Source organism: Microbacterium sp. LWH13-1.2, from assembly GCF_038397735.1.
Taxonomy (GTDB): domain Bacteria; phylum Actinomycetota; class Actinomycetes; order Actinomycetales; family Microbacteriaceae; genus Microbacterium.
Map to the genome: position 1 here is coordinate 3,047,326 of NZ_CP151635.1, position 22,974 is coordinate 3,070,299.

Below are 22,974 nucleotides of genomic sequence, written 5' to 3' on the forward strand. Positions count from 1 at the left end.
AGACTGCTCGACCCGCTTCTAGACTGAAACGCGTGTGCACCGTGGTGATCGATGTGGCCGGCCCCGAGACCGCGCGGCTGCTCGCGGTGCGAGATGAAGACCCTCAGCGCGAGTGGGACGCCCTCGGCGAATGGTGGCCCGACGCCTACCCCGGAGTCTCGGGCATCCGCGACCGGCGGGCGGGCGGCGCCTGGCTCGCGGTGAACCCCGCCGAGCGACGACTCGCGGTGCTCCTCAACCGCGCCGACGTCGTCGACCTCGCCGCCGACGTCGCGGTGTCGCGCGGTTCGCTCGCCTTGGAGTCGGTCATGGGCCGCTCGCCGGCCGCTCCGCCGCCCATGCACGGCTTCAACCTGCTCGAGGTGCGGCCGGAGGGAACGCGCGTGCTCAGCTGGGACGGCGCCGAACTGCGAGAGACATCGCTCGCCGACGGCATCCACATGATCGCGCACGATGACCTCGACGATCTCGACACTCCGCGCATCGCCGCCTGGCTGCCTGAGTTCCGCGCTCTGGGCGCGACCGCCGACAGCCCCGACTGGTCAGGCGCGTGGACCTCGCTGCTCGCCTCGTCCGCTCGGCTCGACCCAGAGGATGATCGGGCGATCATCCGCGACAACCGTCCGCATGGCTATCCGACGCAGTCGCTGCTGTACTGCACCGCGTCGGTCACCCCCGAGGGCGTCGACGTGGACTATCGCGCCCTCCCGAGCCCAGGACACTGGGACACTGGGACCACTGAGCGCAGCGCTCGTCACAGCGCCGTTCACGGGGCTCGTCAAGCGCTCGTTGCGCGCTCGTCGCCGCGCGGCAGGCGATCGAGCGATCAGGCCGCAGACGACTCCGACTCCTCCGCGCACGAGAAGCGCGCGCGGTAGGCCGTCGGGGTGGTTCCGAGCACCCGCGAGAAGTTCTGCCGCAGCACCGCGGCCGACCCGAAGCCGCATTCGTCAGCGATCTGCTCGAGCGACAGATCGCTGCGCTCGAGCATCCGCTGGGCGTGCAGCACGCGCTGTCGCGCGAGCCAGGCCGCAGGAGTCGCACCGTACTCGGCCTTGAACCGGCGGGCGAAGGTGCGGGGAGACATGAGAGCGCGGGCCGCGAGCTGATCGACGCCCAGGTCGTCACGCAGATGCTCGACCGCCCAATCGGCGACGGCAGCGAGCGAGTCGTTCTGGGCGACCGGGATCGGGCGGTCGATGAACTGCGCCTGACCGCCGTCGCGCTGCGGCGGAACGACCATGCGGCGGGCGATGCGATTGGTGAGCTCGGCGCCGAGCTCGATGCGCAGCAGATGCAGGCACGCGTCGATGCCGGCCGCGGTGCCTGCGCTCGTGATGATCCGGTCGTCCTGCACGAAGAGCACGTCGGGATCGATGTCGATCTGGGGATACATCTCGGCCATGACCTCGGAGTACATCCAGTGCGTGGTCGCCCGCCGCCCGTCGAGCACACCGGCGGCACCGAGGATGAACGATCCGCTGCAGATGGTCAGCACCCAGGCCCCCCGCGCCACCGCGTCTCGCGCGACCTCGAGAAGCAGTGGATCGATCTGCGTCCAGTACTCGCGGGGCAGGGGGCAGAAGATGACGAGGTCGGCCTCGTACGCGAAGGACAGGTCGTGCTCGACGTTGATCGAGAAGCCCAGCTTCGACGTCACGACGCCGGGATGCGGCGCGATGACCCGGAAGTCGAAGTTCGGCACGCCGTCGTTCGACCGGTCGAGGCCGAAAGCCTCGCAGGCGAGACCGAACTCGAACGGCGCGAATCCGTCTTGGACGATGCAGGCGACGGTCTTCATCATGGCTCTCTCCCGGTGTGGCAGTTTTCCTACGAAGAGAGTCTATTCTGCCACTCGTGGCAGATCAAGAGTGATCGTAGCGTTTCTGCCATGATCCTCCTCATCGCACTTGTCGCCCTCGCCATCTGGGCCATCGTCGCCACCGCCATCGAACTGCGCCGCGACGGACATCGTCGCGTTCCCACCGACTGGACTCGCGTCGCCGAAAGGGATGCCCTCGACCGCGCGGAGGCCGGTCACGTCTATCGGTGACCCGGAGCGAGCGATCTCCCCCATCCGACGACGCGCACGGCTACGCTCGGGAGCATGAGCGAGCCTCAGCAGCCTCCCGCGCAGCCACACGGAACTCCCCCGCAGTTCGCGGGCTCGCACTATCCGCCGCAGCCGCCGCAACCGTCACAGCCGGACACCCGCCAGCCCTACGGTGGGCAGGCGTACGCGGGGCATCCATACCCGGCGCAGCCTTATCCTGATCCACAGCGTGCGGCTTCCTCTGGCAGCTCAGGACTCGGTCGTCTCGCCTTCCTCCTCGCCGTGATCTCGCTCGGGATCGGACTCCTCGTCACGCTGTCGTTTCCGCTGATGTACCGGATGATGGGGGATCCATCAGCCATCGGCGCGTTCGGAGCGGTCGGCAACGGGCTCGTGCTGATCATCGCCGTCGTGGGGCTCATCCTCGGTCTGATGTCGGTGCGGCGACCAGGGCCGCAGATCCTCGCGGGCATCGCGATCGGCGTCACCGCCTCGCAGCTCGCCGGGATCGTCATCTCGTGGGTGTCGAACCTCTTCTACGCGTTTTCCTTCTGATCGTCCGGAGAATCGATGAGCGAGCAGCAACAGAATCCAGACCGGCCGCAGAACGACGGACAGATCCCGTATCCGTCGCAGCAGCCCGGCCAGCCCTACGCACAACCGGGCCAGCCGTATGCCCAGCCCGGCCAGCCCTACGCACAATCGGGCCAGCCGTATGCCCACCCCGGCCAGCCCTACACGCAACCCGGTCAGCCGTATGCCCGACCTGGCCAGCCGTACGCACAACCCGGCCAGCCGTATGCCCGACCTGGCCATCCCGATGGAGTCGCGGCGGCGGCCTATGCTCCGGGCCAGGCGACCGCACGCCGTTCCGGAGGCCTCGGACGCACGGCATTGGTGGTCGCCGTGAGCGCCGTGGCGATCGGGCTGCTCTGGCAGCTCGTCACCCCGTTCATGTATGCGAGCGTCGGCTTCGGCGTCGACCTGCTGTCGAACCTCGTGAACCTGGTCGTGATGGCAGGCGCAGGTGTCGCCCTGGTGCTCGGAATCATCGCGCTTCGACGCCCGGCGCCTCATCTGCTCCCGGCGATCGCCATCGGCGTGGGAGGCAGCACGGTCATCGGCACGCTCGTCGCGTGGGTGTCGAACGTGTTCTACTACCTCGGGTTCTGAGTCCGAGGATCAGCCCGCGAGCACGCGCTCGTAGACCTCGATCATCGCGGCCGTGCGCGACGACTGTCGGAACGCCTCCGAGACCTCGCGCATCGGCGTCGGTGCGGTGCCTGCGGCGATGTCGGATGCCGCACGGCGCAGCGTCTCGACGAGACCGGCCTTGCGCTGCGCCTCAGTGCCCGCGGCTCCGGGGACGGCCCAGAGCCCGCCTCCGAGCTCGGATGCGATGTCGGGGTCGCTGATCACCGACGGCGTACCGAGGGTCGCGGCTTCGAAAGGCGTCATGCCCTGGGTCTCGAAACCGATCGAGGTCTGCACGAGCGCGTCGGCCGAGGCGATGCGGGCGAGGGTGTCCTGGTAGCTGAGCTTGCCGGCGAAACGCACATTCGAGTGCCCGGCCACGGTCTTCTCAGCCGCCGCGCGCTGCGCACCGCCGCCGATGATCTCGAGCTCTGCGTCGACACCCGAGGCGACGAACGCCTCGAGGAACGGCAGCAGGCGCTTCTCGGGGCTCATGCGTCCCAGCCAGACGAAACGAGGCCTGCCCGGCGCGCGGTCCGTCGGCGCGGCGGCGAGCGTCGCCTCGCGCACGTCGTCGTCGATGCCGTTCCAGACGACGTCGACCGGGATGAACACCCCGTGCTCCTCGATACGACGAGCGAAGTGGGTCGATGGGGCGGTCACGGCAGACGCACCGCTCGCGATGCCGCGCAGGAACGCCCAACCGTCGGAGCCGCCCACCGGCGCCGCGACGCCGTGCAGCGCTCGGCGCCGCCAGAGGTTCAGCACTCCGAGCACGGGGCGATGCAGCGGGGTGACCGCGGCGATGCCGACGTCGACCCGATTGTGCAGGGTGTGCACGACGGGGATGCCGTGGCGTGCCGCGTACCGGTGCCCGATGAACGCGCCCCAGAAATCGGCCTGCACGTGCACGAGGTCGACCGGCGGACGATGAGTCATCGCGCGATCGAGGAAGCGATCCGTCGCCCGCCCGGGCCAGCTCATCGAGTACTCGCGGTCGACCGTGATCGGCACGGACGGCAGGTCGATGTTCGAGGGGTCCGCGACATCCGACGTGCGCGATCCGTGCATCTTCGGGGCGACCACGGTCACCGTGTGGCCTGCTCGCTCGAGGAACTCGCGTTGCAGCCGCATCGACACCTGCGCCCCACCGAGGGAGTCCAGGTGCTGATCGCCGAAGAAGACGATGTGCATCGCGCCTGCCTTCACTCGGGCAGGGGCTCGTCGCGGTACAGCGCCTCGAAGGTGTCGAGCGTGCGGTTGATGTCATGGATCGCGACGCCGTCGAGCGATGCCTTCTGCATACGCGCGTACTCTCCCGGCGATGCGGTGAGCACGTCGGTCAGTCGTGCGGCGAGGGCATCGGCGTTGCCGGGCTCGAACAGGTATCCGTTCTCACCGTCGTGCACGAGGTGCGGCAGGGCGACGGCATCCGCTGCGACGATCGGCAGAGCCGAGGCCATGGCCTCCATGGTCGCGATCGACTGCAGCTCGGCGATCGAGGCGATCGTGAAGACGGACGCGCGTGACAGCAGTGCCCGCAGCTCCTCGTCGGTCGTGCGTCCATGGAAGGTCACCCGGTCACCGAGACCCAGCTGGGTCGCGAGACTCTCGAGTTGCTTGCGCTGGTCGCCACCGCCGACGATGTCGAAGGTCGCGTCGAGCGCCGGGTCGAGCTTCGTCATCGCCTCGAGGATCACCTCGACCTGCTTCTCGGCGGTCAGACGGCCGACGAAGATGATGCGGTTCTTCTCGCGCGGGGCGATGACCGGGGTGTACTGGGTGCGATCGATGCCGCAGCTGACGGGGATCACGTTCTCGACGGCGACGGTTCGCTCGAGGAAGTCGGCTGCACGACGCGTCGGCGTGGTGATCGCGCGCGTCAGGGCGAATGTGCGCTTCGCGTCGCCCCAGGCCCAGCGCAGCACGAGGTCATCGACCCATTTGGGCATGGTCGTGTGGTCGAGGATGTTCTCGGCCATCACGTGGTTCGTCGCGATCACCGGGATGCCGCGCTCGTGCGCGATGCGGGCGAGGCCGCGGCCGATCACGATGTGCGACTGGATGTGCACGACGTCGGGCTGCACGCTGTCGAAGATCTTGCGCGCGTAATGCTTCACGCGCCACGGCCAGACGAAGCGCAGCCAGTCGTGGGGAGCCCACCGCACCGATGGGAGGCGGTGCATCGTCATCGGCTCACCTTCGATGACCTCGGTCTGCGCGGGCGTGCGGCGGTAGGCCACGTTCGGGGCGACCACATGCACGTCTTCTCCCCGCTGCACGAGACCTGCCGCGAGGCGTTCGGCGAAGCGGGCGGCGCCATTGATGTCGGGCGCGAAGGTGTCGCATCCGATCAGGATGCGCAGCGGGCGCTGCCCGGGGTCGGGGGCGACGTCGGGTGCACTCGTCGGATCGGAGGTAGAGGAGGACATTCTGCCTTACGGTACGGCGGTCAAAGAGCCCGATCGGGCGCTGGCCACTCTACCCGAGGGGTCTGTTCGAGCCGCCGAGGCATACCGGCATCCCTCAGCCTCACCCCCTAGCGTGGAGGCATGCGACTGACAGCCGACGCCGACCCGCAACTGTGGATCCCCGTGACGGATTCGCTCGGCTGGAAGGGCCGGCGGCACCGTAAGGCCGCCATCCGGATGCTGCTGGGGCAGGTGAACTCGGCGATCGGCGTCACGGAACGGCCGGGTTCCCGGTTCGGCGCGTGGGCGATGAGCCAAGCCGCGCCGATGTTGATGCGCCGGGCGGACGGTCGCGTGCTCGTGTGGACATGGAAGGCGGATCCGGAGTTGGTCGTCGCCATGGCCACCGCGCAGGCGCTGACGCCCGAGGTGCGGATCGCGCGCGCATCCATGCCGATGGACTACGACGACACGGTGTCGTTCTCTAGCCGGTGGTTGGGTGCGGGCGAGAAGCTCGTGGTTTCGATGCCGCCGTCGCCCGCGAGCCCTCCGTTCGCGACGTACACGTGGGACACCGGCACGCATCTGGTGACACTGACCGCGATGTGCAGCGACCGCGAGCGGTTCGGCACGCTTGACGGCGCGCTCGACGATCTGGCCCGCAGCATCCGGATCGCGGACGAACTGTCCGGAGGCGAGTCACCCGAGGTGCTCCGCCTCGGGCCTGCGTGATCGCGGTTCTACTGCCCGGCGCGCGGTTCTCCTGCCCGATGGGCGGTTGCCAGAGTTCGAACGTAGGACCTTCACTGATGCGAGACCTTCACTGATGTGAGACCTTCGCTGACGCCTGTGACGGTTGTGCTCATGGCCGTGTTCCACTCCTGACGGCTCCGTCGGGTCAGACCCGAATCGGGGCGCCCCGAACGTGTGCGTTCACCGGCAGGCTGAGTCTCGGGGTGCGCCATCGCTGCTCGGGATCCCACCATCGCGGTCCCCGCACCTGCGGAAGGCCCTCGTCCATGCGGATCTCCCACCCGGAGGATCCGAGGGATCGGTGATGCCACCAGCACAACGGCACACCGTTGTCCGTATGCGTCGGCCCACCCCGCGCATGCTCGGTGACGTGGTGAATCTCACACCACGACGCGGGAACATGACAGCCAGGGATCAAGCATTCCTTGTCGCGGGCGATGATCGCCCGCCGTTGGTGCACGGTGAAGACCCGATCCGTGGTGGTGATGCCGATGATCCGGCCCTCATCCATCAGCACCCGTTGGATGGTCCCGGCGCAGGCGACGTGCGCGGCGACCGGGACAGGGATGTGAGCACCGGATCCGGGGATCGTCGCCCAGCCGCCGTTCCCGTGGGGGCCGCCCGTTCCGGACGCAGCGTTCCCGAATGCCGCACCGGCTGCGTGCGAGCCGTGAGCGGCGAGGTCTTTCGCGTCGACGGTGACGACGAGCACCGGTGATGACCCACCAAGGGTGGGCATGTCCCTGTGGCGGGCCGCGATCGCGAACACCATCGCCAGGGCATCGTGGCGTTTCTGCGACGCGGTGCGCTCATCGAGCACGCACCGCGGATCCGAGTTGAACGGATCGGCACCCGCCCCCGCACGGGCACCCGCACCCGCACCCGCACCCGCACCCGCACCCGCGTCGGCATCGTCGCCGTCGCCGTCGCCGTCGCTGGGGGCGAAGTGGACTCCGGGCATCGGCGGGCCGTCACCCTTGGGGTTGAGGATCGCGTCCATGATCACCTGCAGTTGCGCCGCGACGTCCGGGGTCAGATACCCCCGGATCGCGTGCACACCGTCCGCCAACCGGCCGATCGTGATGCCTCGGCGACGGCGGGAGTCCTCATCCTTCGGTTCTTCCCCGTCCGGGTCGAACATCGACGCGAGATCCTCCGCAAGAGCCTTCAAGTCCTGCGCCGTCGGCGCCGGCCCAGCATCCGCATCATCCCCCTCGACGCCCGTGTCGACCCCGTGCCCGCGCGCGCACCCCGCCAACGCGACATCCGCCGCCAACCGTTGATCCACGCTGAGGCGGTCCCACACCCGCTCGATCGGGCCCGTCGCCGCGAGAAACCCCGCCACCCCGACCACGCCGTCCAACAGTGCGAGCCGCAACTCCGACCAGCGGGCCGGCATCCGCTCCCCCGCCAGACTCACCGGGCGCCGCACCAGATCGACGACCCTGTCGACCCGGGACGCACCCCGCACATCCACCCGCACCGTCCGCTGCAACAACTCATTCACACCCCGACACCCCACCGAGTGCGGAAAGTCACCCGCATCACCCGTCGCGATCGTCTCGACGATCACCGCTTCGACCCGCCGGAAGACGGCCCCGGCACCCTGCAGCACCGTGACCCGATCCGCGTCCGACAGCCCGGCGAGCGCGTCGTCGGACAGCACCGTGTCGAGGTCGGCGATGACCCGATCCAGAAGCTCCACGGTGCTGTTCATACCCCTTAGTCAACACGGGACCACCGACATTCACGACCCGAAACCACCCCGAATTATCCCAGATCAGAGGCGTATTCCGATCTCCCAGAATGATGCAGAAAAGAGCAGCGCCACCTGAGATCACATACTGTGAATACTGGTAACAATGTAGTAAGGTAACCACTATGGAACCCCTCTTCGTCGACCGCCTCCTTCAGATCGCCGATCTGTTTCAGAAGGACATGGCACGTGCGTTCGCCGGCACAGATCTCACACCGACTCGCGTGCACCTTCTCTGGGTCCTGCAGCACGCCGGTCCGTCGACCCAGCAGACGCTCGCTGCGCTCTGCGAGGTGACGCCTCGCAACATCACCGCTCTCGTGGACGCACTCGAGGGCTCGGGCCACGTCCGTCGCACCCCGCATCCCTCCGATCGCCGTGCCGTGCTGGTCGAGCTCACTCCGGCCGCAGTCGAGACCATGGCCCGGATGCAGGAGGAGCACACCCAGCTCAACGAGACGCTGCTGAACGCGATCGCCCCCGACGACCGCGCCGCGGTCGAGCGCGGCCTGACAGCCGTCGCCGCACATCTCGAGAACCTCGTCACCTCCGCAGCGAGCGCACAGACGCCGGCACAGGCACAGACACAGGCACAGGCACAGGCACAGGGCGACACCCCATGACCGAGCAGCTGCGCGACAACACCACTGACACCCCGACGCCCCTCGCGCGCGTCCTCAACTTCCTCCATCGCGCATGGATCGCCGAGCTCCGCGTCTACTCGAGCATCGCGCGTGCGATCGCCCGCCGCCCGGCGATCCCGCAGGGCGGCACCGGCATCGGCTACCACCGCCCCGTCCTCACCATTCTGTTCATCTTCATCGGGCTCTCGGCGGTGGAGATCCCGATTCTCGACCTGATCGTGCACCCCTGGCCCACCGTGCGCATCACGCTTCTCATCCTCGGCATCTGGGGAGTCACCTGGATGGTCGGCCTGCTCTGCGCGATGCTCATGCGTCCGCACACGGTGGGGCCCGACGGCATCCGCGTGCGCAGCGGTCTCGAACTCGACGTGCCGGTCAGCTGGGCCGACATCGCGTCGGTCGCGATCGATCGCCGCGTCGATGAGCCCAAACAGCCGCGCGTCACAGGCTCGGAGTATGCCGAGCGGATGCAGGACGAGACCAACATCGAGATCGAGCTCGAACGCCCGGTCGCGATCCGGCTCCCCGGTCTCGCGCCGAAGGGCGGGACGCATCGTGTCGACCGCATCAGGTTCTGGGCCGACGACCCGCGGGCCTTCCTCGACGCCGCTCGGCCGTTCCTCATGGCAGTCTGAGACGGAAGTCTGCGGTGTGAGTCGACCGCAGTCAGATGACCGGGGGACGAGATGGCTGAACCGATTCCGATGAGGACTGTCGCCAGATCGCCCCGCATCGTCGACGGCTCACGGCTCGTGCATCCGCGTGGCCGCCTTCCGACCGGGGCACTGGTACTGCTCGGGCTCCTCGCGCTTCTGCCCCTGCTGCTCGCCGTCGTCGACGACCGGTCGGGCTTCCGGCTCGTCATGCTGTCACTCGCTCTCTACGCGGGGATGCTGGTCGTCGCCCTCTCTCTCTGGGCGCGATCGCTGCGCGAACGCCTCGTGCGGATCGCGACGTCAGGCCCACTGCGCTTCACGCCTCCCGTCCGCGTCCGCGTCGCCCTCTGGCTCGTCCCCACGATCGGGATGCTCCCCGCGGTCGCGAACCTTCTCGTCCACACGCTCGGCCTCCCGACGATGGGCGGCCGACTCCTCGAGTGGGGGCCATACGCCCTCGGCCTCGTCTCCCTGGTCGGGCTCGTGCGAGAGCTCGTGACCCTGCGCACGCCGCTCGGCCTGCTCGTCGACGGACGAGGTCTGCACGGCGTGCGCGGGTCGGCGTCGATCGAGGCGTCGTGGGACGAGATCGACACCGTCGACGTCGTCGGACCGCACGGCCCGAGACTGGCGATCTCGATCGTCGGTCAGACGCCCGCGATCATCGACGCGCATCGTCTCGGCTCGGATCCGGCATCGGTCGTGAGGATCCTCGCCTTCTTCCGCGACCACCCCGAGCACCGCCCCTCCTTGGCAGACGGCGGCACGGCGATGCAGATCGTCACGGGCGAACTGCATCCCTGACGCACGACGCGCCGGCGCACCCCGGACGAGCCCCGGACGAGCCCCGATCAGTCCAGCCCGCGCTCCGCGAGCCACTGCTTCGCGACGAGCACCGGAGCCCGCACGAGCCAGGCGTCCGCGATGATCTCCGCGAGCCGATCCCTCTCGACAGTGTCGAGCTGCACCAGCAGCCCCGGGTACCCGTCGAAATGAGGGATGGAGAACAACCCATCGGGCTCCGCAGCGAGCAGCGCCGCCTTCTCCTCCAGGCTCGCCACCCGCACACCGAGCACGGGGCCGTCGGGCCATACGAGTCCGAGATCCGCGAGCTGGCGGAGGTCCACCTTGCTCGGCCCGCGCACCCAGGCGATCTGACCGCTCGGCAGCCGCCAGGAGGGCTCGCCGGTGTGACCGCCGACGCGCTCGGTCACACCGGGCAGCGCGAGAGCGATCTCACGGACATCGTCGACGGTCGCCATCCGCCCATCGTCCTCCCCTGACGCGACCCGCCACAATGGCCTCGTCAGGTCACACGGATTCCGTCGCCTCAGCGCACGATGCGCAGCGTCCGCACTTCGAACGGCCGCAGACGCAGCTCTCCACCCTGGCGCCCATCGTCGAGCGCATCCTCGATCAGCGACACTTCACGGATCTCCTGGTGCTCGAAATCGGCCACGATCGAACCCACCGCCCTCCGTCCGAGCGCCTCGTAGAGGCGCACGATGACGTCGCCTGAACCGTCATCCGCGAGCTTCACCCCCGAGACCACGATGCCCTCGCCTTCGACGGTCACGAGTGGAGCGACCTCGCGGGCGCCGTGCACGAGCGTCGCCGGGCTGTTGAGCGCGATGCCCTCGGCCGTCGCGATCGCGGCATCCGCTCCGATCACGAAGCCCACCTCGATCGCATGGTGACCGTGATCGGTGTCGGGGTCGGGGAACCGCGGCGCCCGCAGCAGAGAGAGCCGCACGGTCGTGGCGACCGCGTCATCCGACACCTCGCGCGAGGTGTCGTAGCCGTAGATCGAGTCGTTCACGAGCGCGACGCCGAAGTCCTGCTCGCGCACCAGCACGAACCGGTGCATCGAGGTCTCGAACTTCGCCGCCTCCCAGCTGGTGTTGGTGTGCGTCACCCGCGACTGGTAGCCGAACTGCGTCTCGGCCTCGGTGTGCGTGGCCTGGATGTCGAGCGGGAACGCGAGCTTGAGCAGCTTCTCGGTCTCGTGCCAGTCGATATCGTTGCGCAGCAGCACGGTGCGCTGACCGGGCGCGAGGGTGATGGTCTGCTCGATCGTCGACTCCGAGAACGACCGCGTCACGACGACGGATGCGGTGCCGTCGACGACGGAGGCCGAGATCGAGTCGACCGCGGTGAGGTCGTCGACGCTGTTGCGGTAGTACTTGTCGATGTCCCACGCGTCCCACATGTTCGGGAAGTCCTGGTGCAGCTGGAACAGGTTCGCCGCGCGCCCCTCGGCCACGGCCTCTCGGCCGGATGCCTTGTCGACGGCCGAGACGATGAGCCCCTCGGCGGAGACGAGCACGGAGACGAGCTCGTTCTCGAGCCGCCATCCGCCGGCCTCCTCCGACAGCGAGACGGATGCCGCACCCGGCGCCTCGACGAACGCGGCCCCCAGAGAGCGTCCCCCTCCCACCGAGTTCGGCACGAACCTGAGCTCGCGCTCTCCCTCGCCTGCGAGCGACCGACGTGCGGCATCCGCGAGATCCTGCGCATCCGAGAGCACAGCGGAGAGCACCTCGACGGCCTCACGATGCACCCACGCTATGGAAGTGCCGGGCAGGATGTCGTGGAACTCGTGCAGCAGCACGGTCTCCCACAGGCGGTCGAACTCGGTCTGGGGGTATGCGGCGCCGGTGCGCACGGCATCCGTCGCGGCCCACAGCTCGGCCTCGACCAGCGCGTGCTCGGCCCAGCGGTGCAGCGCCTTCGTGGCGTGCTGGCTGGTGAGGGTTCCGCGGTGCAGCTCGAGGTAGAGCTCTCCGACCCACACGGCCGGATTCGGGATCTCCGCGCGAGCGGCCTCGAAGAAGACATCAGGATGCTCCCACTCGACCCGCGCGCTGCCCTCGAGGTTCTGCAGTCGGGTCGCCTTGCCTGTCATCTCACGCGTGGTGCCTCCACCGCCGTCGCCCCAGCCCACCGGGGCGATCGACCGCGATGTCACGCGGTTCTCCTTGAACTGACGCGAGGCCTTGGCGACCTCCATACCGCTGAGCTGGGAGTTGTAGGTGTCCATCGAGGGGAAGTGGGTGAACACCTGCGATCCGTCGATGCCCTCCCACAGGAAGCTGTGGTGCGGGAACACGTTCTGCTGATTCCACGAGATCTTCTGCGTGAAGAACCACTCGAACCCGGCGCGGCGCATGAGCTGCGGCAGAGCAGGCGAGTAGCCGAAGCTGTCGGGAAGCCAGACGCCCTTCGAGCGGATGCCGAATTCCCGCTCGAAGAACCGCTGTCCGTACGAGAACTGGCGCACGAGCGATTCACCCGTCGGCATCACCGTGTCGGATTCGACCCACATTCCGCCGAGCGGCAGGAAGCGCCCCTCGGCGACGGCGGCCTTGACCCTGGCGTAGACCTCGGGCCGGTGCTCCTTGAGCCACGCGTACTGCTGCGCGCTCGACATGCCGTAGAGGAAGTCGGGCTGCTCGTCGATCAGCGTCGTCATCGACGAGGTGGTGCGGGCCACCTTGCGGATCGTCTCGCGCACCGGCCACAGCCAGGCGGAGTCGATGTGCGCGTGCCCGATCGCTGAGATGCGGTGTGCGCTCGCCTCGGCGGGGGCTGCGAGCACGCCCGCCAGGCGAGCGCGGGCATCGGATGCCGTCTGCACGATGCGCTGCAGATCGAGCACGTCGAGGGCGTCGTCCATGGCCTGCAGGATCTGCATGCGTCTCGGCGACGTCGCCGGCAGCTCAGCCTCCAGCTCGAACAGCACCTCGAGGTCGAGGGACAGCTCGAAGACCTCCTGCTCGAAGACGGCGAGGTCGATGCGGCGGGTGCGATAGAGCGGCTCGCGGGACGACGTCTGGACGTCACCCTCCTGCGTCGGCAGGAAGGGGTGGTAGTCGAGCAGCACGGGGTTGGCAGCCGCCTCGAGATACAGCTCGACGGGCTCGTCGCCGTGAGCGTCCTCGGTGATCGGCAGCCACTGGTTGCGCGGGTTGATGCTCTTGACCGGGCTGCCGTCAGGCCGGTAGACGAGCGCCTCGCACTGGAAGCCGGGCATGTTGATGTCGAATCCGAGGTCGATGACGGCCTCGACCCGGCGGCCGGCCCATTCCGCGGGCACGCGACCGGTGATCTTGAACCAGGTCGTCGACCAGGCAGGGCCCCACATGCTCGGCACGGAGGCCGGGGCGAAGTCGAGAGCCAGCCCGTCGACGGGGCTGATCGGCTCACCCGGGAGCTGGTTCACCTCGATCGTGAGGGGCACGGATGCGGAGTGGACGGCCGGGCGGATGCGCTCATCGAGCACCCGCTTGACGCGGCCGACGGTGAGCGAGGTGTCGTCATGCATGGTGTGATTCTCCGGGCTCGGCGGTGAGTGGGGCGTGGCTCGCGCCCAGGAGCGGGGCGGTCGCCGACAATGCTATCGGATTTACTAAAGCGATCTAGTAACACGCCCGAAAACCGAGTTCGGTGGCTTCCGAGCGGCTAAACCGATCAAGTAGTGTGAGGCGCATGACTTCGGGCAAACGCGTCACCATCGCGGACATCGCGCGTATGGCCGGAGTCTCGCCCGGCGCCGTGTCGTTCGCACTCAACGGGCGCCCCGGCGTGAGCGACGAGACGCGCCAGCGGATCCTCTCGATCGTCGAAGAGAACCACTGGCAGCCGAGCTCCGCGGCACGCGCCCTGGTCGGCGCCCGGGCCAACACGGTCGGCTTCGCCCTCGCACGCCCCGCCCGCTCGCTCGGGTCCGAGGCCTTCTTCACCGACCTCATCGCCGGAATAGAGTCGCGGCTCTCCGAGAGCAAAGTCAGCCTCCAGCTGCGCCTGGTCACCGACATCGCCGAGGAGATGGAGGTGCATCGGCAGTGGCGGTCGTCGAATCAGGTCGACGGCATCATCCTCATCGATCCCCGCGACGACGATCCCCGCAGCGACCGGATCGCAGCACTCGACGCTCGCGCGGTCCTGATCGGCTCGAAGCCCTCCCCCGACGGAGCAGTGCCGAGCGTCTGGATCGCCGACGACGAAGTCGCCGAGACGCTCTTCTCCTACCTCGCAGCCCTGGGGCACACGCGCATCGCCTATGTCGCGGGCCCCGCCGAACTCGAGCACACCCGACTGCGCGCCGAGGTGCTCGACCGCATGGCGGCCGATGGCATCTCGGGCGACGTGATCACCACGGACTTCTCCCCCGCCAGGGCATCAGCCGTCACTCGCTCCCTGCTCTCGGGCCGCCTGCGCCCGACGGCGATCGTGTACGACAACGATGTGATGGCCGTGGCGGGCCTCAGGGTCGCACAGGAGATGGGCCGCGCGGTTCCCCGCGACGTCTCGATCGCATCGTTCGACGACTCGGTGATCGCCGGCCTGATCAATCCGTCGATCACAGCGATGACCCGCGACACGTTCGAGCTCGGCGAGCAGGCCGCCACACTGCTGCTGCAGCAGATCGTCGCCGGGACGAACCTGCCCAGCGCTCAGGGCCCGACGCCGACCCTCACCGCCCGCGAGAGCACGGCTCCGCCGGCGGCAGCATCCTGACGACGGTTCTCCGGCGTCTGGCGACGACGTCGTCAGCCGCTGACGACGGTGTTGACGGAGCCGTAGGGGTCGACCCCGCTCGTCGACAGATCAGGACGGATGAGGCGACGGATGCCGCGCGCGGCGAGCGCTGCATCGTCGAGGGCCGTCTGCGAGGTCACGAACGCCGGGTCGAGGCCGGCCGCGCAGGCATCCACCCAGGCCTGGAAGACCGCACCCCCGGGGCTGAGAGCCGCGCGACTCACGGGCACCTCGTGCTCGTCGACGTCGACCACGATCGCCGTCTCGCGCGCTGGCGCCGCAGCGCGCGCGCGCAGTTCGGGGATCAGCTCGGCGAACCGCAGACCGAGAGGCTTGGCCGCACCGCTCTGGTCGATGAGGCCGAGCGAGTACTCCAGCTCGGGGAAGTCGCCGAGATCGCGGCTCACATCGTGCGAGCACCACCAGGTCACGCCCCAGAGGTTCTCCGTGCGCGCCGCCGATCGCAGGGTCGCCTCGAGGAAGCCGGGCATCTCGCGCTCGTCGAGGCAGTTCGACGGCGCGCCCACCTCCTGCAGCCAGATCGGTCGCTCGTGATCGATGGCGAAGGCGCGGGAGAGCTCGATGAGGTACTCGGCGTGGCGGTCTGCGGCGACCGACCTGCCGCCGTAGCGCTGAGCCGTGCCGTTGAAGATCCAGGAGTGGATCGTGGTCATCTCGCCCAGACGCGATGCGTGCGCGGGGGTGAACCCATGCCCGTCCATGTACCAGACCGCGTCGTACTCGCTGTGGACGTGCGAGAGACCGGGTGCCGCCCTCTCGGCCGCGGCGAGCAGCGACTCGATCCAGTGCCCTGCTTCGTCGGTCGTGACCGGCCATGGCGACGGGTGCGTGTGCGCCGAGAACTGGTTCGTCTCATTGCCGAGAGTCAGCCCGAGGAAGTTCGGGGCGTCGCGCAGCGCGCCGGCGAGCGTCTGCACGAGGTCGACCTGCCCGCTGAGCGCGGTCGGGTCTGTGAACATGTTGCGGTCGTGCCAGGTGTAGAGCCAGGAGGGCACGAAGTCGAAGCTCGACAGGTGTCCTTGGATCACGTCGACGCTGGCGTCGAGTCCGAACTCGGCCGCGATGTCGACCATGGCGCGGACATCGTCGATCGCCTTCGTGCGGATGAGCGTACGGTTCGGCTGCAGCACCGTCCACAGCGGGAAGACCCGCACGTGATCGAGGCCGAGCTCGGCGAGCGCCGCGAAGTCGCGCCGCACGTCATCGGGCGTGAAGTCGAGCCAGGAGTGCATCCAGTCCTTCGACGGCGTGTAGTTCGCCCCGAATCTCAGGCGAGCATCGAGAGCGCGGCGCTGCGTCATGTGTCCGGACCTTTCCGACTGAGCCCTCCAGCGAGGACATTTCGCACCACTATAACGCTTGAGCACCATATCGCTACCCGGAATACCGCCACTTGGCAGCGAGCGGAGTGGCGAGACCTTGACAGACACCGCATCCGATGGTTTCATCTGCTAAAGCGTTGTAGTCCATCTCTGTGGGCACCGCGAATCGCCCGCCTCGAGGAAGAAGCACGATGAAAGTTCCCGCACGCATTGTCGCTCTGGCAACATTCACGATCGGCGCCCTGGTGCTCGCCGGCTGCACCGGAGGCGGTGCCACATCCGGCGCATCCGGTCCGATCGACACCTCCGGCGAACTGAGCGGAACGATCCAGTTCCAGACCTGGTCGCTGAAGAACGAGAAGTTCACGCCGTACTTCGAAGACCTGATCGACGCGTTCGAGAAGGAGCACCCCGACGTCACGGTCGAGTGGCTCGACCAGCCGGGAGACGGATACCAGGAGAAGATCCTGAGCCAGGCGAACGCCGACACCCTCCCCGACGTGCTGAACCTGCCGCCGGACATCGCCTACCCGCTCGTCGCGGCTGGAAAGCTCGTCGACCTCGAGACGGCCGATCCCGACCTGAAGTCCGGGTACAACACCGGCGCATGGGACGCATACAGCCAGTACCCCGACGTCGAGGGCACCTACGGACTGCCCTGGTACCTCTCCAGCGACGCGTCATGGTGGAACCTCGCCCAGCTCGCCCCCTTCGGCGTCACCGGGGACAACCTCCCCACCACGGTCGATGAGCTCCTCGCTCTCGCCAAGGACGTCGCGACGGAATCGGGCGGCAAGGTGCAGCTGCTCTCGTCGATCCCGGCCCTCGACACCTTCACCTCCGCAGGGATGGAGGTGATCAACGACGACGGCGAGTTCGACTTCAACACCGCCGAAGCCGCCGAGATCATCGAGAAGTACGCCGACGCGTACGCGGCAGGAGCGATGCCCGCCGAGGCCCTGACCGGCGACTACGGCGGAAACGCCGAGGCCTACATCCAGCAGAAGGTCGCCTTCACCACGGGTGGCACCGGCTTCACTACCGATCTCGCCAAGGACGCGCCGGCACTGCTCGAGAGCACCGTCGCGACGCAGCGGCTCGGCATCCCGCCGCTCTATGTGCAGGGACTGAACGTCTCCGCCGACTCCGACAACAAGGAGGCCGCTCTCGCGTTCGCCGAGTTCGCGACGAACGAGGAGAACCAGGTCGCGTTCTCGTCGCTCGCCGTCGGCACGGCGCCCGGCACGTCGTCGGGTGGTGACGCCGTGGTCGAGAACATCTCGTCGTCGATCACCGACGAGAAGCAGCTGTCGGCGATCGACACCGTGTTCACCGCGATGGAGGACGCGAAGGCCATCCCGTTCCAGTGGACGTCCGACATGGCGACGTACATGACCCAGCAGATCGCCCTCGCCGTCAACGGTGAAGCCGACGCTCAGACCCAGCTCGACAAGATCGTCGAGTACGCCAACGCGAACCGCGTGGACCAGTAAGCCATGAGCGCGGACACCAGCATCCGGAGCCGGAGGAAGAGCATCACGTCCCACCGGTGGTTCACCCCGTGGCTCCTTCTCGGCCCCGCCGTCATCTGGGTGCTGGTGTTCGCGCTCTGGCCCTTCCTCAACACCGTCTTCCTGAGCTTCACCGACGCGCGCCCCCTGCGGACTCCCGAGTTCGTCGGCGGCGCGAACTACGAGCGGATGTTCGGCGACGAGATGTTCTGGAACGCCCTGACCACCTGCATCATCTACGTGGTCGTCTGCGTGCCGCTGCTCACGGTGCTCCCGCTGCTGCTGGCCCTGCTCGTGCAGAAGAAGCTCCCCGGCATCGCGTTCTTCCGCACGACGTTCTACTTTCCGGTCATCGCCTCGGTGGTCGTGGTCGCGCTCATCTGGACCTGGCTGTTCGACAGCAGGGGCATCATCAACCAGACCCTCGAGTTCCTCGGACTCGTCGACAAGCCGATGGCCTTCCTCGTCGACCGGTGGCTGCTGCTCGGCTGCGCGATCCTGCTGACGGTGTGGAAGGGGCTCGGCTACTACATGGTCGTGTACCTCGCGGCCCTCGGCAACGTCGGCAAGGAGCTGCACGAGGCCGCGATGCTCGACGGAGCAGGATCCTTCCGCCGCTTCCTCTCGGTGACGATCCCCTCGGTGCGCGGAGCGATGCTCCTGATCGCCGTGCTCATAGCGGTCTCGGCGATGAGGGTGTTCGCCGAGCTCGACGTGCTCTCCAAGAGCACCGGCGGCCCCGGCGGCTACGACATGTCGCTCGTGATGCTGATCCGTCAGGTGGGCTCCGGCCTGAACGGCAACATCGGCTACGCCTCCGCGATCAGCGTCGCGCTGTTCCTCCTCACCCTCATCCCGCTGGCCGCGATCGCCTTCATGAATCGCGAGAAGAAGGCGAAGGTCTCCGCATGACCACACTCACTCCGCCCCGGGTCGACGATGACCGCCGGCCCGACGAGCAGCCCGCTCCGCCCACGCGCGAGCGCATCTTCCGTCGCCGTGGTTCGGGAGACTTCAGCAAGCCGACGCTCGGTGGCCTGATCGGTCGCTACGCGCTCCTGCTGCTTGTTCTCGTGCTCGTCATCGGTCCGTTCATCTGGCAGCTGTCGACCTCTTTCAAGGGACCGCAGGAGAACATCTACTCGTTCCCGCCCGACCTGATCCCCCGCGATCCGACGCTGCAGAACTATGCCACTGTCGCCGATATCGTCCCGGTCTACCTGTATGCCTGGCACTCCCTGCTCGTCTCGGTCGGCACGGTGCTCAGCAACGTGGTGCTGGCCACCTTCGCGGGCTATGCGCTCGGATGCATGCGGTTCCGCGGCAAATGGATCGTCATGGCCATCCTGCTCTCGACCCTGCTCTTCCCCGGCGAGGTCACGGTCACGAGCAACTTCCTCACGATCCGCGCGCTCGGGCTCGCCGACACCCTGTGGGGCGTGTTCCTTCCCGGCGCCATCAGTGCCATGAACGTACTGCTCATCGCCACGGCCTGCCGCATGATCCCGAAGGACGTCCTCGACGCCGCGACCGTCGACGGGGCCACCACCTGGCAGCGGATCCGTCACATCGTGTGGCCCAACATCCGCGGCATGGTCTCGGTCGTCGCCATCTTCGCCTTCATCGGCGCATGGGACGACTACCTCTGGCCGCTGATCGTGCTCTCCGATCCGGCGAAGTACACACTCACCGTCGGCATGGCCTACCTGAACAGCAGCTTCTCTGTCGATCCTCGCCTGATCGCGGCGGGCACCATGATCGCGCTCGTGCCGATCGTCATCATGTTCTCGTTCACTCAGCGGTTCTTCTTCAAGGGCGTGCAGGAGGGTGCGATCAAGGGGTGAGCATCGTGCATCTCGTGCCGGCGGACGGCCCGGCCGACCCTCCCTCGTCCCGTCCGCGGGCAGGAGTGCTGCGCGGTCAGGTCTTCGCCTTCGCCTTCGACCCGTCGGCCGGTGTGCAGCGGATCGATGTTCCCGGGCTCGCAGACATGCCCGTCACGCCTGACACCGTGTTGCACTGGGCGTTCTACGCCGACGGCTCCGACGCCGCCCTCGCCCCGCACGCGGCGCTCGCGGTGACGGTCGATGTGCGCGGCGCCGACGACTCGAGGCTCGGGGAGATCGCCGCCGTGCGTGATCGGTACGACTTCCCCATCACCGCTGGCGCGCAGTTCGCAGCACGCTGGAGCCTGCCGGAGCAGTGGAACGCCGACACCGTGTCGCTGGCCCCGATGCTCAGTGACTCGGCGCCGCAGACCTCGGTCACGGTCGAGCTCGTCTTCGGCACCGCGTCACTGGCCTCAGAGCCGCACCTGCCGTCACGCGTCAGCGGCTTCGTGCAGTGCGTCGTCGACGAGATGCCGGATTCGGCTGCGGCGGAGGACACTCCTCCCGTCGAACGCGTGGACACCCGTCGAGGCACGCACTCGGGCCCGCGCTTCTCGCGCGGCAACACGATTCCTGCGGTCGCCGTTCCACACGGCTTCACGTTCGTCACCCCGGCCACCGATGCGTCAGACACGCGCTGGCCCTACCGCCCGAGCATCCATGACGACGCACCGGGGCGCCGCCTCGAAGCACTCCAGTTCTCTCATCAGCCGAGCCCGTGGATCGGCGACCGCTCGGTGCTCCAGCTGATGCCGTTCGACGGGCGCCCGCTGTCTGACCGTGCGGAGCGTCGACGCTGGATCACGCCCGGCACCGAGCGCGCCCGCCCGCACGAGTACTCGGTCGACCTCGGCGGACTGCGCGCAGAGATGACCGCGACCTCGCACGCCGCCGCCTTGCGGGTGCGCGGCGCCGAGGCCGACGCCGTCGTCGGGTTCGTGATCGATCAGCCGACCGACGAGGGGCAGCTGGAGTGGACGGATGACGGGGGCTTCGAGGGGTGGACGCCCGAGGGTCCCGCGGACTGGGGCAACGCTCCGCGCTGCTACTTCGCCGGCATCGTGCTGCGGGGCGAGGGCGACGACGCCCCGGGCCCGCATGGCACGCTCGACGACGACGGGCGAGCCCGGGTCACCGGCTACGTCGGCGGCCGAGGGTCGCTCGAGGTGCGGGTGGCGGTGTCGTTCGTGTCGGTGGAGCAGGCCAGGCGCAGCCTCACGCTCGAAGCACCGGCTGAGGTGACCTACGAAGAGTTGCGGGCGGCATCCGCAGCATCCTGGAACCGTGTGCTGGGGCGCGTGACCATCCCGCCCCTCCCCGAGGCGGAGGCTCCGTATCGCCGACTGGCGCACGACGAGCATGTGAGCCGGATCGCCGCGGCCCTGCACCGGATGCATCTCTATCCGAACACCGCCGCCGAGAACGCGGGAACCACCGACGCCCCGTACCTTCGGTTCGCCGACGTCTTCGCGGCGCGCGAGCCGTTCGGCGAGCGCGCCACCAGCGCCCCGATCGTCGATGGCGAACTCGTGGTGAACAACGGATATTGGGACACCTACCGCACCGAATGGCCGGCGCTCGCGATGCTGGATCCTGCGCTGACCGGCAGGCTGCTCGATGGGCAGCTCGAGCAGTATCGCCGCGGAGGCTGGATGGCCCGGTGGAGTGCTCCGGGATACGTCGACAGCATGGTGGGAACGTCGAGTGACCAGATCTTCGCCGACGCCGCCCGGTGGGGCGTGCAGTACGACCGCGCGGAGGCGTTCGAGAGCGGCTGGCGCAACGCCTGCGAGGCGGGGCCCGATGCGCTGCGCGGTCGCAAGGGCATCGCCCGCGGGCGCTTCACCGGATTCATCTCGTCGGACGTGCCCGAGGGCATGAGCTGGACCATCGAGAACGCCGTGAGCGATGCCGCACTCGGCCGGTTCGCCGCGCAGCTCGCCGCCGACGCGGAGCAGCACTCCGACGCGGAATCTGCACAGGATGCCGCGCGCTACCGCTCCTTCGCCCGCTACTTCGCGAACCGGGCACTGTCGTACCGCACTCTGTTCGATGCCGACTCCGGGTTCCTCCGCGGCAAGGACACCGCCGGAGACTTCGCCGCCGGCTTCGATCCGCGCCTCTGGGGCGGCGACAATGTCGAGACGAACGCATGGGGCATGTCGGTCGGTGCCGTGCACGACGGAGCCGGACTCGCGGCGCTTCATGGCGGCGGCGACGCCTTCGGTCAGCACCTCGACGCGCTCTTCTCGGAGCCCGAGAGCGCCGACGAGCGATTCGGCGGGGCTTACGGCACCGTGATCCACGAGCAGCGCGAGGCTCGGGCTCTGCGCTCGGGTATGTGCGCGATCTCGAATCAGCCCGCCCACCACATCCCCTTCATGTACGCGTTCAGCGACCGGCCGTGGCGCACCGCGGCGATCGTGAACGACCTCGCCGGCCGTCTCTTCGCGGGCGCGCACATCGGTCAGGGATTCCCCGGCGACGAGGACAACGGCGAGATGAGCGCGTGGTGGCTGTGGGCTGCCCTCGGGCTCTACCCGCTCGAGCTCGCGTCGGGAGTGCTGCGGATCGGGTCTCCCCTGTTCGACGACATCCGCGTCGATCGCGGCGACGGCTCGTCGCTTCGCATCCGCTCTCATCGCAGCGCGCCGGGCGCCCATGTGCTGCAGAGTGCGCGACTCGACGGGGTCGCGCTGCCGCGAGCCGAACTGCCCGTCGAGGCGCTCGTCGGCGACGCCGAGCTGGAGCTGGTCTTCGGCGCCGACCCTTCGGATGCCCTCGAGACGAGCGATCACGAACCGGCAGATGTCGCAGCCTGGTGTCGCGATCTGACGGCCGACCGAGCAGACGTGATCGCGTCAGCATCCGTCGTCGATGCCTCGCGTCTCTTCGACGACGGCGATCCGAGCGGTTCGAGCGGCGTCGCCCTGGCTGCCGGCGAATGGGCGGGGTGCCGCTTCACCGAGCCCCGCGCCGTCAGCGACCTCACCGTGACGATGGTCGCTGCAGCCCCGTCGTCGCGCCTGCAATGGGAGGTCATCGATGAGGACGGATGCTGGACCGCGACGCCGACCACGCACGACGCGGAGCTTGCCGCAGACCGCACCACCCCGTTCGCGCTGGCGTCACGGGCTGTGACCCCGGCGATCCGCGTGCGGGCGGAGGCCGGGGTCACGATCCGTCAGATCGAGGTCTTCGACCTCGGGTGATCATTTCGATC

At 68.4% G+C, this 22,974-nt stretch carries 20 protein-coding genes; 13 read left to right on the plus strand and 7 right to left on the minus strand.

Going from position 1 to position 22,974, the window contains the following annotated elements; translation table 11 throughout:
• The first annotated feature begins 32 nt into the window (after positions 1–32).
• Positions 33–878, plus strand: a complete 846-nt coding sequence (locus MRBLWH13_RS14660) for an NRDE family protein (RefSeq protein WP_341955678.1) — start codon at positions 33–35, stop codon at positions 876–878.
• Here MRBLWH13_RS14660 and MRBLWH13_RS14665 read toward each other — a convergent pair.
• On the minus strand, positions 827–1,801 hold the full coding sequence (locus MRBLWH13_RS14665; protein WP_341958327.1) for a helix-turn-helix domain-containing protein: 975 nt from the start codon (positions 1,799–1,801) through the stop codon (positions 827–829). The two genes, MRBLWH13_RS14660 and MRBLWH13_RS14665, sit on opposite strands and share 52 nt — an antisense overlap.
• A 90-nt stretch (positions 1,802–1,891) precedes the next feature.
• On the opposite strand from MRBLWH13_RS14665, the gene MRBLWH13_RS14670 reads away from it, so the two are divergent.
• The 3 genes from MRBLWH13_RS14670 to MRBLWH13_RS14680 are packed head-to-tail and all read left to right on the plus strand — an operon-like array spanning position 1,892 to position 3,226.
• Entirely contained in the window at positions 1,892–2,053 is a 162-nt protein-coding gene (locus tag MRBLWH13_RS14670; RefSeq protein WP_341955679.1) for a hypothetical protein, read from the plus strand.
• Positions 2,054–2,107: 54 nt separating this feature from the next.
• Complete coding sequence (locus tag MRBLWH13_RS14675) at positions 2,108–2,608, plus strand: hypothetical protein (RefSeq protein ID WP_341955680.1); 501 nt, start codon at positions 2,108–2,110, stop codon at positions 2,606–2,608.
• A 15-nt stretch (positions 2,609–2,623) separates the two neighbouring features.
• Positions 2,624–3,226 (plus strand): hypothetical protein, encoded by a 603-nt coding sequence (locus MRBLWH13_RS14680; protein ID WP_341955681.1) that lies wholly within the window; start codon positions 2,624–2,626, stop codon positions 3,224–3,226.
• A gap of 9 nt (positions 3,227–3,235) precedes the next feature.
• Here the strand turns inward: MRBLWH13_RS14680 and MRBLWH13_RS14685 are convergent, their stop codons facing one another.
• Together MRBLWH13_RS14685 and MRBLWH13_RS14690 are read right to left on the minus strand one after the other, a co-directional pair.
• Positions 3,236–4,441 (minus strand): glycosyltransferase, encoded by a 1,206-nt coding sequence (locus MRBLWH13_RS14685; RefSeq protein ID WP_341955682.1) that lies wholly within the window; start codon positions 4,439–4,441, stop codon positions 3,236–3,238.
• A gap of 11 nt (positions 4,442–4,452) precedes the next feature.
• The gene (locus MRBLWH13_RS14690) at positions 4,453–5,679 is read right to left on the minus strand and encodes a glycosyltransferase (protein WP_341955683.1); all 1,227 of its coding nucleotides are present in this window, start codon (positions 5,677–5,679) and stop codon (positions 4,453–4,455) included.
• Between the two features lie 120 nt (positions 5,680–5,799).
• Here MRBLWH13_RS14690 and MRBLWH13_RS14695 point away from each other — a divergent pair, with 120 nt between their 5' ends.
• A complete protein-coding gene (locus MRBLWH13_RS14695; RefSeq protein WP_341955684.1) occupies positions 5,800–6,390 on the plus strand; it encodes a hypothetical protein in 591 nt (196 codons plus the stop codon).
• A gap of 166 nt (positions 6,391–6,556) precedes the next feature.
• Here the strand turns inward: MRBLWH13_RS14695 and MRBLWH13_RS14700 are convergent, their stop codons facing one another.
• Positions 6,557–8,128: a DUF222 domain-containing protein gene (locus MRBLWH13_RS14700; RefSeq protein ID WP_341955685.1), complete on the minus strand. Its 1,572-nt coding sequence runs from the start codon at positions 8,126–8,128 to the stop codon at positions 6,557–6,559.
• A 164-nt stretch (positions 8,129–8,292) separates the two neighbouring features.
• Between MRBLWH13_RS14700 and MRBLWH13_RS14705 the strand changes: the two genes are divergently transcribed.
• The 3 genes from MRBLWH13_RS14705 to MRBLWH13_RS14715 are packed head-to-tail and all read left to right on the plus strand — an operon-like array spanning position 8,293 to position 10,271.
• Positions 8,293–8,790, plus strand: a complete 498-nt coding sequence (locus MRBLWH13_RS14705) for a MarR family transcriptional regulator (protein WP_341955686.1) — start codon at positions 8,293–8,295, stop codon at positions 8,788–8,790.
• The gene (locus tag MRBLWH13_RS14710; protein ID WP_341955687.1) at positions 8,787–9,446 is read left to right on the plus strand and encodes a hypothetical protein; all 660 of its coding nucleotides are present in this window, start codon (positions 8,787–8,789) and stop codon (positions 9,444–9,446) included. Before MRBLWH13_RS14705 ends, MRBLWH13_RS14710 begins: the two co-directional genes overlap by 4 nt.
• 51 nt (positions 9,447–9,497) lie before the next feature.
• The gene (locus tag MRBLWH13_RS14715) at positions 9,498–10,271 is read left to right on the plus strand and encodes a hypothetical protein (RefSeq protein ID WP_341955688.1); all 774 of its coding nucleotides are present in this window, start codon (positions 9,498–9,500) and stop codon (positions 10,269–10,271) included.
• Positions 10,272–10,318: 47 nt separating this feature from the next.
• On the opposite strand, the gene MRBLWH13_RS14720 is transcribed toward MRBLWH13_RS14715, so the two are convergent.
• Positions 10,319–10,729: a hypothetical protein gene (locus MRBLWH13_RS14720; protein ID WP_341955689.1), complete on the minus strand. Its 411-nt coding sequence runs from the start codon at positions 10,727–10,729 to the stop codon at positions 10,319–10,321.
• Positions 10,730–10,797: 68 nt separating this feature from the next.
• Positions 10,798–13,791, minus strand: coding sequence for a glycoside hydrolase family 38 C-terminal domain-containing protein (locus MRBLWH13_RS14725; protein WP_341955690.1), 2,994 nt, complete (start codon positions 13,789–13,791; stop codon positions 10,798–10,800).
• Positions 13,792–13,955: 164 nt separating this feature from the next.
• Here MRBLWH13_RS14725 and MRBLWH13_RS14730 point away from each other — a divergent pair, with 164 nt between their 5' ends.
• The gene (locus MRBLWH13_RS14730; RefSeq protein ID WP_341955691.1) at positions 13,956–14,987 is read left to right on the plus strand and encodes a LacI family DNA-binding transcriptional regulator; all 1,032 of its coding nucleotides are present in this window, start codon (positions 13,956–13,958) and stop codon (positions 14,985–14,987) included.
• Between the two features lie 32 nt (positions 14,988–15,019).
• Here the strand turns inward: MRBLWH13_RS14730 and MRBLWH13_RS14735 are convergent, their stop codons facing one another.
• Positions 15,020–16,330 (minus strand): glycosyl hydrolase, encoded by a 1,311-nt coding sequence (locus MRBLWH13_RS14735; protein ID WP_341955692.1) that lies wholly within the window; start codon positions 16,328–16,330, stop codon positions 15,020–15,022.
• A 212-nt stretch (positions 16,331–16,542) separates the two neighbouring features.
• Between MRBLWH13_RS14735 and MRBLWH13_RS14740 the strand changes: the two genes are divergently transcribed.
• Genes MRBLWH13_RS14740 through MRBLWH13_RS14755 form a run of 4 tightly spaced genes read left to right on the plus strand, consistent with a single transcriptional unit; the run spans position 16,543 to position 22,963 of the window.
• Complete coding sequence (locus MRBLWH13_RS14740; RefSeq protein WP_341955693.1) at positions 16,543–17,844, plus strand: extracellular solute-binding protein; 1,302 nt, start codon at positions 16,543–16,545, stop codon at positions 17,842–17,844.
• Positions 17,845–17,847: 3 nt separating this feature from the next.
• A complete protein-coding gene (locus tag MRBLWH13_RS14745) occupies positions 17,848–18,774 on the plus strand; it encodes a sugar ABC transporter permease (protein WP_341955694.1) in 927 nt (308 codons plus the stop codon).
• Positions 18,771–19,706 (plus strand): carbohydrate ABC transporter permease, encoded by a 936-nt coding sequence (locus MRBLWH13_RS14750; RefSeq protein ID WP_341955695.1) that lies wholly within the window; start codon positions 18,771–18,773, stop codon positions 19,704–19,706. Before MRBLWH13_RS14745 ends, MRBLWH13_RS14750 begins: the two co-directional genes overlap by 4 nt.
• On the plus strand, positions 19,703–22,963 hold the full coding sequence (locus MRBLWH13_RS14755; RefSeq protein WP_341955696.1) for a GH92 family glycosyl hydrolase: 3,261 nt from the start codon (positions 19,703–19,705) through the stop codon (positions 22,961–22,963). Before MRBLWH13_RS14750 ends, MRBLWH13_RS14755 begins: the two co-directional genes overlap by 4 nt.
• Positions 22,964–22,974 lie beyond the last annotated feature (11 nt).